Here is a 12,639-nt window from a genome sequence, read left to right on the forward strand (position 1 = left end):
ATTCCGTTTGTTAACAACTTGTTTACAATTATCTGAGTGGTTACTCGCGATATTTGTTAAATAGATGTTAACTTTTGTACGTTTGGAAGCTGAAATTGGTTATAACAATAAATGCTCAATGGAGCTGAGTGAGCAAGCCCGTGAAAGAAAGAAAGTCAAGACCTGTTAATTTAGATTTACAGACCATCCACTTTCCTATCACAGCAATCGCATCCATCCTACACCGTGTGTCTGGGGTAATTACGTTTGTTGCGGTGGGTATATTACTGTGGTTACTATCCATTTCTCTGTCATCCCCAATGGGTTTTATGGAAGCCGCTGACATCGTCGATAGCTTCTTCGTAAAATTCATCCTGTGGGGAATTCTTACTGCACTTGCCTACCACATCGCAGGTGGTATCCGTCACTTATTGATGGATCTAGGTCACTTTGAAGAACTAGATTCAGGCACGATGAGCGCTAAAGTCGCGTTTGGTGCAACAGCAGTATTATCATTATTGGCGGGGATCTTGGTATGGTAAAACACGTATCTTCATTTGGTCGTAATGGTGTACACGATTTCCTACTAATTCGTGCAACTGCAATCATTATGACGCTATACACGATTTATCTGATTAGCTTCTGTGCATTTTCAGATATCTCTTACGCATCTTGGACCCAATTCTTTGGTGGTACCTTCACTAAAGTATTCACCATGTTGGCACTTGTCTCGATCCTGATTCACGCTTGGGTTGGTTTGTGGCAAGTATTAACTGATTACATTAAGTGCGCGAAACTACGTGGCGCACTACAACTTGGTGTTATTGCCGTGCTATTCGGCTATGTCTTCTCTGGTCTATTTATTCTGTGGGGTGCGTAAGTGTCTATTCCAGTTCGTGAGTTTGATGCCGTAGTAATCGGCGCTGGTGGTGCAGGTATGCGCGCTGCACTACAAATTTCAGAGCAAGGCCTATCATGTGCTTTGTTGTCAAAAGTATTTCCAACACGTTCTCATACTGTGTCTGCACAGGGCGGCATTACCGTTGCTCTGGGTAACTCGCACAAAGACGATTGGCAATGGCACATGTACGATACCGTTAAAGGTTCCGACTACATCGGTGACCAGAACGCGATTGAATACATGTGTAAAAATGGTCCTGAGTCAGTTATCGAGCTTGAAAAAATGGGTCTTCCATTCTCTCGTTTTGATAACGGTACCATATACCAACGTCCATTCGGTGGCCAATCTAAAGAGTTTGGTGGTGAGCAGGCTGCTCGTACAGCCGCTGCTGCAGACCGTACTGGTCACGCACTTCTTCACACGCTTTACCAGCAAAACGTAAAACACAAAACAACCATCTTCTCGGAGTGGTACGCTTTGGATCTTGTGAAAAACCAAGACGGCGCAATCATGGGTTGTACTGCGATTTGTATGGAAACGGGTGAAATCTGTTACTTCAAATCGAAAGCAACCATTCTAGCTACAGGTGGTGCAGGTCGTATTTACGCATCGACCACTAACGCGCACATCAACACGGGTGATGGCGTTGGTATGGCACTTCGCGCAGGCGTTCCAATGCAAGACATGGAAATGTGGCAGTTCCACCCAACAGGTATTGCTGGCGCGGGTGTTCTAGTGACGGAAGGTTGTCGTGGTGAAGGTGGTTACCTTCTAAATAAAGATGGTGAACGCTTCATGGAGCGCTACGCACCAAACGCGAAAGACCTTGCTGGTCGTGACGTGGTTGCTCGTTCAATGATGATTGAAATTCGTGAAGGCCGCGGCTGTGATGGTCCTTGGGGTCCACATATCAAGTTGAAACTTGATCACCTTGGTAAAGAAGTACTTGAATCACGTCTACCAGGTATCTGTGAACTGTCTCGTACATTTGCACACGTTGACCCAGTGAAAGAGCCAATTCCAGTAATTCCAACTTGTCACTACATGATGGGTGGTGTACCTACTCAAGTCTCTGGCCAAGCAATTAAGCAGAAGGCCGACGGTAGCGAGATGGAAGTACAAGGCCTTTACGCATGTGGTGAGATTGCTTCTGTATCGGTACACGGTGCTAACCGTCTGGGCGGCAACTCATTACTAGACTTGGTCGTATTTGGTCGTGCTACTGGCTTGCACCTTGGCGAAACGCTAGCAGCGCAAGCAGAAGCTCGTCCTGCAACAGAATCTGATATTGAAGCGTCTCTAGCGCGTACTATGCGTTGGGAAAACAGCACTGGTGGTGAAGATCCAGTTCAGATTCGTAAAGACCTACAAGCATGCATGCAAAACAGCTTCTCGGTATTCCGTGAAGGCGATGCGATGGCAACCGGTCTAGAAGAGTTGAAAGTGATTCGCGAACGTTTGAAAGATGCGCATCTAGCGGACAAGTCTTCAGAGTTCAACACGCAGCGTATTGAGTGTCTAGAACTTGATAACCTGATGGAAACCGCGTTTTCAACTGCCGTTGCAGCAAACTACCGTACAGAGAGTCGTGGCGCACATGCTCGTTTCGATTTCCCTGAGCGTGATGATGAGAACTGGCTATGCCACTCTATCTACAATCCGGAAACAGAAGCGATGACTAAGCGTGATGTGAACATGACGCCAACGCATCGTGAAGCTTTCCCGCCGAAAGTACGTACATACTAAAGGGAGGATACGACTATGAAATTAAACTTCTCTTTATACCGTTACAATCCGGATGTGGATACCAAGCCTTACATGAAAGAGTATACCCTTGAGGTAGACGAAGGCTCAGACATGATGGTGCTTGATGCATTGATTCTGCTAAAAGAGCAAGATCCAAGCATCGCGTTCCGTCGCTCATGCCGTGAAGGGGTATGTGGTTCTGATGGTTTGAATATGAATGGTAAAAACGGCCTAGCGTGTATCACACCGTTATCTGCTCTACAAGGCGATAAGATAGTTATTCGTCCACTACCAGGGTTACCTGTCGTGCGCGATCTTATCGTTGACATGACGCAGTTCTATGATAACTATGCGAAAGTTAAACCATTCTTGATTGATGATGGTGCATTACCACCATCACGTGAGAACCTACAATCGCCTGATGATCGTGCGCATTTAGATGGATTGTACGAATGTATCATGTGTGCATGTTGTACAACGTCTTGCCCATCATTCTGGTGGAACCCTGATAAATTCATCGGCCCAGCTGGTCTTCTCGCAGCGTACCGTTGGCTAATTGATAGCCGCGATACGGCAACAGATGAACGTTTGTCTGATCTTGATGATGCATTTAGCGTTTTTCGTTGCCATGGCATCATGAATTGTGTAAGTGTTTGTCCTAAGGGATTAAATCCGACGAAAGCCATCGGTCACATTAAGTCGATGTTGGTTAATCGTTCGGTTTAATTTACTCGCTCTTAGGAATGTCGCAGTGTTGCGGATCACCCGATATGACCGCTTCACTGCTTCAGTAATATTCGAGTAAAGAATACAAAAATTGCCGACCGTATTTTTAGTCGGCTCTTATAGCTCGGCAAAGACCGAAGCAAACGTGAAAACTACTGGTTAAGGGAAAATATGCACAACGGCGTGATGAAGGCATGGCTCGAGTCTTCACACTTGGCTGGCGCCAATGCAACGTATGTAGAGGACCTCTACGAACTGTATCTAAGTGATCCCGATCTGGTAAGTGAGGAGTGGAAACGTGTTTTTGAAGGCTTGCCTAAGCCATCAGAAGAAGTGGCAGAACAACCACATTCACGTGTCCGTGACTACTTCCGACGACTCGCTAGAGAAACAAAGCATTACAATGTCCAAGTTAGTGACCCAGATGTCGATGCAAAACAAGTAAAAGTTCTACAGCTAATCAACGCATACCGTTTCCGCGGGCATGAAGCTGCAGAATTAGACCCACTAGGTCTATGGCAACGCCCAACAGTGGCGGAGTTAGACCCTGCTTTTCATAATCTTACCGAAGATGACTTCGAAGAAACTTTCAACGTAGGTTCTTTTGCTGTTGGGCAAGAAACCATGAAGTTGAAAGATATCTATGAAGCCCTCAACAAAACTTATTGCGGTTCCATCGGTGCTGAATACATGCACATGACTGACACAGAGCAAAAGCGTTGGATTCAGCAACGCCTTGAGTCTGTCGTAGGCCAGCCATCATTCAACAAAGATGAGAAGCGCACATTCCTAGAAGAGCTAACAGCCGCTGAAGGTTTGGAGCGTTACCTCGGGGCGAAATTCCCAGGTGCAAAACGTTTCTCTTTAGAAGGTGGTGATGCGCTGATTCCGATGACGAAAGAGTTGATCCGTCATGCGGGTACAAGTGGAATGCGTGAAGTGGTTATCGGTATGGCTCACCGCGGTCGTTTGAACATGCTGGTGAACGTACTTGGTAAGAAACCTCAAGACCTGTTTGATGAGTTCGCCGGTAAACACGACGAAACTTGGGGTACGGGTGATGTGAAATATCACCAAGGTTTCTCTGCTGATTTTGCGACTCCTGGCGGTGATGTTCACTTAGCACTTGCATTTAACCCGTCGCACCTAGAAATCGTAAACCCAGTAGTCATGGGCTCAGTTCGAGCACGTCAAGATCGCTTGGGTGATAATCAAGGTAGCAAAGTGCTTCCTATCACCATCCACGGTGATTCTGCAATCGCTGGTCAGGGTGTGGTTGCCGAAACGTTCAACATGTCTCTTGCTCGTGGGTTCCAAGTTGGTGGTACGGTACGTATCGTCATCAACAACCAAGTAGGCTTTACGACGTCTAATCCTCGTGACACGCGTTCTACGATGTACTGTACCGATATCGCGAAGATGGTGCAGGCGCCAATTTTCCATGTAAATGCAGATGACCCAGAAGCAGTTGCTTTTGTTACTCGCATTGCATTGGATTACCGTAACGAGTTCAAGCGCGATGTCGTGATCGATCTTGTATGTTACCGTCGCCACGGCCACAATGAGGCGGATGAGCCAAATGCGACTCAGCCTTTGATGTACCAGAAAATCAAAAAGCATCCTACACCACGCAAATTGTATGCAGATGTTCTGATCGATAAAAATGAATCAGATATCGAGACAGCGACTCAGTTAGTCAATGAGTATCGCGATGCATTAGATCGCGGTGAAGTGGTTGTTAAAGAATGGCGTCCAATGGCGTTGCACTCTGTAGACTGGTCCCCTTACTTAGGGCACGAATGGGATATGGAGTGGGATTCAAAATACGACAAGACACGCCTTATTGAGCTAGGCAATCGTCTGTGTCAGTACCCAGAAAGCCATAAACTGCAAAGCCGTGTTAATAAGCTATACAACGATCGTCTAGCAATGATGACCGGTGAAAAAGCCATTGACTGGGGTATGGCTGAAACATTGGCGTATGCTACATTGGTTGACGATGGCAAGCGTATTCGTCTTTCTGGTCAGGACTCGGGTCGTGGTACTTTCTTCCACCGTCACTCGGTTCTTCATAACCAAACCGATGCAAGCACTTACATTCCATTAGCGAATATTCATGACAACCAAGGGCCATTCCAAGTCTTTGACTCAGTATTGTCAGAAGAAGCTGTGTTGGCGTTTGAATACGGTTACGCAACAGCCGAACCAGGTGGTTTAACTATCTGGGAAGCACAGTTTGGTGATTTTGCCAACGGTGCACAAGTTGTTATCGACCAGTTTATCTCGTCAGGCGAGCAAAAGTGGGCGCGTTTGTGCGGTCTTACTATGCTTCTACCTCATGGTTATGAAGGTCAAGGCCCTGAGCACTCATCTGCACGTTTAGAGCGTTACCTTCAGCTTTGTGCTGAGCAAAATATGCAGGTTGTGGTTCCTTCAACACCGGCTCAGGTGTACCACATGATTCGTCGTCAGGTTGTACGCCCAATGCGTCGACCTCTCATTGTTATGTCGCCGAAATCTTTGCTGCGCCACCCTCTATGTACTTCAACGATTGAAGACTTGGCGGATGGTACATTCCAATCTGCAATTCCAGAAGTAGATGATTTAGAACCAAGCAAAGTGAAACGTGTCGTGTTCTGTGCTGGTAAGGTTTACTTTGACCTACTAGAGCAGCGCCGTAACAACGAGCAAGACGATGTTGCTATCGTGCGTATTGAACAGCTTTACCCATTCCCAATGGAAGAAGTACAAGCAGCAATTGCTCAATACACTAACGTTGAAGACTTCGTGTGGTGTCAGGAAGAACCTCAGAACCAAGGTGCTTGGTACTGTAGCCAACATAACTTCCGTGCCGCTATTCCTGCAGGTGCAAATCTTAAATACGCAGGTCGCCCAGCTTCTGCTTCGCCAGCAGTTGGCTACATGTCGGTGCACTTGAAACAACAAAAAGCGTTGGTTGAAGACGCTCTGAACGTGAACTCAAAAACTTCGAATTAAGAATTAGAAGTTAAAGGAAGAAACAGATATGACAATTGAAATTCTGGTTCCAGATTTACCTGAATCAGTTGCTGACGCAACCGTAGCGACATGGCACAAACAACCAGGCGACGCAGTAGAGCGTGACGAGGTTTTGGTTGACATCGAAACAGACAAAGTTGTGCTAGAGGTTCCAGCTCCGGAAGCTGGCGTTTTAGAAGCTATTGTTGAAGCAGAAGGTGCGACAGTACTTTCTAAACAAATCATTGCTAAATTGAAGCCAGGCGCAGTTGCAGGTGAACCAACTGCAGACAAAACAGAAGGTACTGAAGCATCTCCTGATAAGCGTCACAAAGCTGCGCTTAGCGAAGAAAGTAATGACGCATTAAGCCCAGCAGTGCGCCGTTTGTTGGCTGAACATGGCTTAGAAGCAAGCCAAGTGAAAGGCACTGGTGTTGGTGGTCGTATTACGCGTGAAGATATTGAAGCGCATCTTGCGAACGCTAAATCTGCGTCAAAAGAAGACTCGCCAGCAGTGGTTGACGTGCCGGCAGCGGCTCGCAGTCAGAAGCGTGTTCCAATGACTCGCCTTCGTAAGACAGTCGCTAACCGTCTGCTAGAAGCGAAGAACAACACGGCAATGCTAACGACGTTTAACGAAGTGAACATGAAACCAATCATGGACCTTCGTAAGCAGTACAAAGATCAGTTCGAAGAGCGTCACGGTATTCGTTTGGGCTTCATGTCTTTCTACGTGAAAGCAGTAACAGAAGCGCTTAAGCGTTACCCAGAAGTAAATGCTTCGATTGATGGCGATGACATTGTTTACCACAACTACTTCGACATTAGCATGGCGGTATCAACTCCACGTGGTCTAGTTACACCTGTCCTAAAAGACTGTGACAAGCTTGGTTTCGCTGATGTTGAAAAAGGCATCAAAGAGCTGGCTATTAAAGGTCGTGATGGCAAGCTAACGGTAGACGAGCTAATGGGCGGTAACTTCACTATCACAAACGGTGGTGTGTTCGGTTCACTAATGTCTACACCAATCATCAACCCACCTCAATCAGCGATTCTTGGTATGCATAAGATCCAAGAGCGTCCGATGGCAGTGGATGGCAAAGTTGAAATCTTGCCGATGATGTACCTAGCGTTATCTTACGATCACCGCCTAATTGATGGTCGTGAATCAGTTGGCTTCCTAGTAACGATTAAAGAGTTACTAGAGGACCCAGCACGTCTCCTATTAGACGTTTAATATCGCTAAAACGTCTAGTTATCGTAGGTAGCTAGACGTTAAAAATTTCAATGGCTAGACTAGCTCAACGTTTGGCCTTCATTTGAATCCTTCAGTATGAGAACTCATGATGAAGGATTGATTTGAGAAGACCCTACAGACGTACAAGCAGCCAAGACTGCAGCGTTATGGAAATAATAAATCCCTTAAGGGAAAAACAAACGGAATATCGAAATGAATTTGCATGAATACCAAGCCAAACAGCTGTTTGCAGAATTCGGTTTGCCTGTGCCAGAAGGCTACGCGTGTGATACACCACAAGAAGCTTTTGAAGCCGCAGGCCGTATTAGTACAGCCAAGAAAGTAGTTAAATGTCAGGTTCACGCTGGTGGCCGTGGTAAAGCGGGTGGCGTAGAGCTACACGATACAAAAGAAGGCGTTAAAGAGTTTGCACAGAAGTGGTTAGGTAAAAACCTAGTGACTTACCAAACTGACGCTAACGGTCAGCCAGTAACAAAAATCCTTGTTGAAGAAGCTTCAAATATTGCGAACGAACTATACCTAGGTGCGGTAGTTGACCGTGCTAGCCGTAAGATCGTTTTCATGGCTTCTACCGAAGGTGGTGTGGAAATTGAAAAAGTTGCGGAAGAAACGCCGGAACTCATCCACAAAGCAGCAATTGACCCACTAGTAGGTCCACAAGCTTACCAAGGTCGTGAGCTAGCGTTCAAACTTGGTCTTGAAGGCGACCAAATCAAACAATTCGTTAAGATCTTTATGGGTCTTGGCACTATGTTTTCTCAGTACGATCTTGCTCTGCTAGAGATCAACCCACTTGTGATTACTGGTGAAGGCAACTTGCTATGTCTTGACGGTAAGATCAACATCGACTCAAACGCACTGTATCGTCAGCCTAAGCTTCGTGAAATGCACGATCCTTCACAAGAAGATGAGCGTGAAGCACACGCAGCTCAGTGGGAGCTGAACTACGTAGCACTAGACGGTAACGTTGGCTGTATGGTTAACGGTGCAGGCCTAGCAATGGGTACGATGGATATCGTAAACCTACACGGCGGCAAACCAGCTAACTTCTTAGATGTAGGTGGCGGCGCGACGAAAGAGCGTGTTGCTGAAGCATTCAAGATCATCCTATCTGATGACAATGTGAAAGCGGTACTTGTTAACATCTTCGGTGGTATTGTACGTTGTGACATGATCGCAGAAGGTATTATCGGCGCGGTTAAAGAGGTAGGCGTAAGCGTACCTGTTGTTGTTCGTCTTGAAGGCACTAACGCTGACCTAGGTCGCGAAGTTCTTGCTAATTCTGATGTTGATATCATTGCTGCTGAGTCGCTAACTGATGCTGCTCAGAAAGTTGTTGCTGCTGCGGAGGCTAAATAATGTCTGTATTAATTAACAAAGACACTAAAGTAATCTGTCAGGGGTTCACTGGTGGTCAAGGTACTTTCCACTCAGAGCAAGCTATCGCATACGGTACGCAAATGGTTGGCGGTGTGTCTCCAGGTAAAGGTGGCCAAACTCACCTAGGTCTTCCTGTATTCAACACAGTTCGTGAAGCAGTAGAAGCGACTGGCGCAACAGCGACAGTCATCTACGTACCAGCACCTTTCTGTAAAGATGCAATCCTAGAAGCGATTGACGCGGGTATCGAGCTAATCGTAACGATTACTGAAGGTATCCCTACTACAGATATGATCGACGTAAAAGTGAAGCTAGAAGAAACTGGCGTTCGCATGATTGGTCCTAACTGTCCGGGCGTTATCACTCCTGATGAGTGTAAGATCGGTATCATGCCTGGTCACATCCACAAGAAAGGCAAAGTAGGTATTGTATCTCGTAGCGGTACTCTAACTTACGAAGCAGTTAAACAAACCACTGACGAAGGTTTCGGCCAGTCTACTTGTGTTGGTATCGGTGGTGACCCAATCCCGGGTTCAAACTTCATTGATATCCTAAAACTGTTCCAAGAAGACCCTGAGACAGAAGCGATCGTTATGATCGGTGAGATCGGTGGTACTGCAGAAGAAGAAGCAGCAGCATACATTAAAGAAAATGTAACGAAGCCAGTGGTTTCTTACATTGCTGGTGTAACTGCGCCTCCTGGTAAGCGTATGGGCCATGCTGGTGCGATTATCTCTGGTGGTAAAGGTACTGCTGAAGACAAATTTGCTGCACTAGAAGCGGCTGGCGTTAAAACTGTGAAATCTCTAGCAGAGATTGGCCAAGGTCTACGTGAAGTGACGGGTTGGTAATCGACCACACTACTTAATAAGTATTAAAAAGCCTGCGATTTCGCAGGCTTTTCTTTTTCCGTTTCCGTGGATTTATGTTTGTTGTTAGCAAGGTCTTTCGCGTTTAATGCTCAATGCGATTATGCTTTGCTTTTAATCAGCTGGCTCAGCATAAATAAGGATGTTGCGCTGATCACTACGGAAGGGCCGGCCGGTGTATCGAAGTGCCATGATAGGCTAAGCCCCATCAGTACTGCCACTGAGCCAATAATGGATGCGAACAATGCCATTTGCTCTGGTGATGAAGAGACTTTACGTGCTGTTGCTGCTGGGATAATTAGGAGCGAAGTCATGATCAACGCGCCAACGAACTTCATACCTACTGCGATTACTACACCCACCATTAGCATTAACACCAATCTAACTAAGTCTGTATTCACGCCCTCAACAGCGGCAAGTTCTTCACTAACAGTACTAGAAAGCAGTGGGCGCCAGAAGACGTACAAACACGCACTTACCGCAACAACACCTGCGTAAATAAACATCAGATCTTGTGGAGAGACGGCAAGTAAGTCCCCAAATAGGTAGCTCATTAAATCGACGCGCACGTTTTCCAAAAAGCTAACCGATACTAAACCGATAGAGAGTGCACTGTGTGCCAAGATACCTAACAACGTGTCTGTAGCCACAAGTTGTTGCTTTTGCAGAGTGACAAGCAAAACGGCCAGAGCTAAACAGCAGACGAGTAGGGCAAGGTAGAGATTTACATTGAGCAAAAAACCCAGCGCTAGGCCCATTAATGATGCATGAGCTAGGGTATCTCCGAAGTAAGCCATTTTACGCCAAACGACAAATGACCCAAGCGGACCGGCAATGATCGCGATACCAATACCAGCAAGAATAGAAGGTAGGAGAAACTCAATCATGATGGTGATGTCCGTGTTTATGGTGGGAGCATGATATCGCATCACCGCTTACTGGCGTTCCGGATAAATCGTGATGATGATGCTCATGGTCGTGATGATAAAACGCGAGAGACTCTCTCGCAGCATTGCCAAATAGTGCGATGTAAGAAGGGTGCTGAGTAATAGTGGCAGGTGAACCTGAGCAGCAAACATGGTGATGCAGACAAATAACATCGTCCGTTTTCGCCATCACTAAATGTAAGTCATGCGACACCATAAATACGCCACAATCAAAGCGGTGACGAATGCTCTCAATTAAGTCATAGAGATCGATTTGACCTTGGATATCCACACCCTGAGCTGGTTCGTCTAATACCAACAGCTGAGGACGCTGAAGCAGAGCGCGCGCCAGTAACACTCGTTGGTTTTCACCACCGGATAAGCGATGCATATTACTATTAAGTAAATGTTCAGCGCCAACAAGCCTTAATGCATCAATGCACTCCTGCTTACTGTATTTTCCTGCTAAATTTAGGAAGCGGGTTACATTCAATGGAAGGGAGTCATTGAGCTTCAACTTTTGAGGAACGTAACCAATTTTCAGTTTTCTTTGTCGGTTCAACTTGCCGCTAGTTGGCTTTTGAAGACCTAAGATAACTTTGACTAACGTTGATTTTCCCGCTCCATTGGGACCAATTAGGGTAGTTATTTTGCCCTTTTCTAATTCCATACTAATGTTATCGAGAACTCTGCGGCCATCGAACTCGACGCATAACTGCTCAAGATGGACTAAGGAAGACATGAATGAAACTCATTTGCAAATCAATAATGTTATAATGTAACATTATCTCACTTTCCACGCCATATCCCAAGTAAAACTATGAAAAGAGCATTAATTCTTGCTGCCTCAGCAATGTTAACACTTCCAGCACAGGCAGTAACGGTACTGACGAGTATCAAACCTATTCAGTTGTTAGTAACAGAGCTTACTCAAGGAGTAACTTCACCAGACGTGCTATTGCAGTCTAACACATCACCCCATGACTATGCTTTGCGTCCATCGGATGTTAAAAAGGTCGCTTCGGCTGATTTGGTTATTTGGTACGGACATGATCTTGAACCGTTTCTAGAGAAAGTTGTTTCGGATAGATCGAATACTTTGACTATTAGTCAAATTCCAAATCTAGAATTGCGTGAATTTGATAGTGAGCACAACCATGACCATGATGGGCACGATCATGGCTCACATGATCCGCACTTTTGGCTAGGTGTAAGCCAAGCACAACAAGTGGCCAAGGCTGTTGTGAATCAACTTGTATCACTTGATCCGGAAAATGCAGCTCAATATCAAGCGAACCTCAAAAAGTTTGAACTCGAGCTAAAAGACACTGACCAACAGATAAAGCAGAAGCTGGCACCAGTAAAAAACAAAGGTTACTTTGTATTCCATGATGCTTACGGTTATTTCGAAGATCGTTATGAACTAAATCAAATGGGGCATTTTACTGTGAGCCCAGAACGAAAGCCAGGAGCGAAGACCTTAATTCAAATTCGTCAAAAGCTAAGTGGTGGAGATGTGGCTTGTGTATTTTCTGAACCTCAGTTTACCCCGGCTGTCGTTCAGAGCGTAATGAGAGGCAGTGACGTCGCTAAAGGCGAGCTTGACCCGTTAGGGAGTACAATTGAAGCAAAACCTGGCAGTTACTTTACTTTTCTCAACAATATGGCGAATAGTTTTGAGCAATGCTTGAACAAAAAGTCAGATTAAGTGCTGTCGTAATGTAGGAGTAGTCTTTTTAACGTGATCCAGTAGTAAGAATTACAACCTTTGGTAAGGCGAGCCTTTTCTCAGAAAGTAATTGAGATATCATTACCAATAATTATCAGCTCAAAATAACCGTATCAATCCATGCTTTA

Annotated in this window: 11 protein-coding genes; 9 read left to right on the forward strand and 2 right to left on the reverse strand. The window is 45.7% G+C overall.

Features of this window, described 5'->3' with window-relative positions; genetic code table 11:
- The first annotated feature begins 128 nt into the window (after positions 1-128).
- The 8 genes from sdhC to sucD all read left to right on the forward strand — a co-directional run bounded on the left by sdhC (position 129) and on the right by sucD (position 9,838).
- Positions 129-521, forward strand: coding sequence for a succinate dehydrogenase cytochrome b556 subunit (gene sdhC / locus KI742_RS10455; protein WP_017634811.1), 393 nt, complete (start codon positions 129-131; stop codon positions 519-521).
- Positions 515-859, forward strand: a complete 345-nt coding sequence (sdhD, locus tag KI742_RS10460) for a succinate dehydrogenase, hydrophobic membrane anchor protein (protein ID WP_005382169.1) — start codon at positions 515-517, stop codon at positions 857-859. Before sdhC ends, sdhD begins: the two co-directional genes overlap by 7 nt.
- Positions 860-2,626 carry a succinate dehydrogenase flavoprotein subunit gene (gene sdhA / locus KI742_RS10465; protein WP_005382172.1) on the forward strand — a complete coding sequence of 589 codons (1,767 nt, stop codon included), beginning with the start codon at positions 860-862 and terminating at the stop codon, positions 2,624-2,626.
- A 15-nt stretch (positions 2,627-2,641) separates the two neighbouring features.
- Positions 2,642-3,352 carry a succinate dehydrogenase iron-sulfur subunit gene (locus KI742_RS10470; RefSeq protein WP_005382174.1) on the forward strand — a complete coding sequence of 237 codons (711 nt, stop codon included), beginning with the start codon at positions 2,642-2,644 and terminating at the stop codon, positions 3,350-3,352.
- A 171-nt stretch (positions 3,353-3,523) separates the two neighbouring features.
- On the forward strand, positions 3,524-6,349 hold the full coding sequence (sucA, locus tag KI742_RS10475; RefSeq protein ID WP_005382176.1) for a 2-oxoglutarate dehydrogenase E1 component: 2,826 nt from the start codon (positions 3,524-3,526) through the stop codon (positions 6,347-6,349).
- Between the two features lie 28 nt (positions 6,350-6,377).
- Entirely contained in the window at positions 6,378-7,586 is a 1,209-nt protein-coding gene (odhB, locus tag KI742_RS10480) for a 2-oxoglutarate dehydrogenase complex dihydrolipoyllysine-residue succinyltransferase (protein WP_005382177.1), read from the forward strand.
- A 213-nt stretch (positions 7,587-7,799) separates the two neighbouring features.
- Positions 7,800-8,966 carry an ADP-forming succinate--CoA ligase subunit beta gene (sucC, locus tag KI742_RS10485; protein ID WP_005382179.1) on the forward strand — a complete coding sequence of 389 codons (1,167 nt, stop codon included), beginning with the start codon at positions 7,800-7,802 and terminating at the stop codon, positions 8,964-8,966.
- Positions 8,966-9,838 carry a succinate--CoA ligase subunit alpha gene (sucD, locus tag KI742_RS10490; RefSeq protein WP_005382181.1) on the forward strand — a complete coding sequence of 291 codons (873 nt, stop codon included), beginning with the start codon at positions 8,966-8,968 and terminating at the stop codon, positions 9,836-9,838. Before sucC ends, sucD begins: the two co-directional genes overlap by 1 nt.
- A gap of 119 nt (positions 9,839-9,957) precedes the next feature.
- Here the strand turns inward: sucD and znuB are convergent, their stop codons facing one another.
- Together znuB and znuC are read right to left on the reverse strand one after the other, a co-directional pair.
- On the reverse strand, positions 9,958-10,743 hold the full coding sequence (gene znuB, locus KI742_RS10495; protein WP_005382183.1) for a zinc ABC transporter permease subunit ZnuB: 786 nt from the start codon (positions 10,741-10,743) through the stop codon (positions 9,958-9,960).
- Positions 10,736-11,524, reverse strand: a complete 789-nt coding sequence (gene znuC, locus KI742_RS10500; protein ID WP_017634809.1) for a zinc ABC transporter ATP-binding protein ZnuC — start codon at positions 11,522-11,524, stop codon at positions 10,736-10,738. Before znuC ends, znuB begins: the two co-directional genes overlap by 8 nt.
- A gap of 78 nt (positions 11,525-11,602) precedes the next feature.
- Between znuC and znuA the strand changes: the two genes are divergently transcribed.
- The gene (gene znuA / locus KI742_RS10505) at positions 11,603-12,490 is read left to right on the forward strand and encodes a zinc ABC transporter substrate-binding protein ZnuA (protein ID WP_033906913.1); all 888 of its coding nucleotides are present in this window, start codon (positions 11,603-11,605) and stop codon (positions 12,488-12,490) included.
- Positions 12,491-12,639: the final 149 nt, after the last annotated feature.

Origin of the sequence: Vibrio sp. D417a, assembly GCF_030248595.1 — a bacterium.
GTDB lineage: Bacteria > Pseudomonadota > Gammaproteobacteria > Enterobacterales > Vibrionaceae > Vibrio > Vibrio alginolyticus.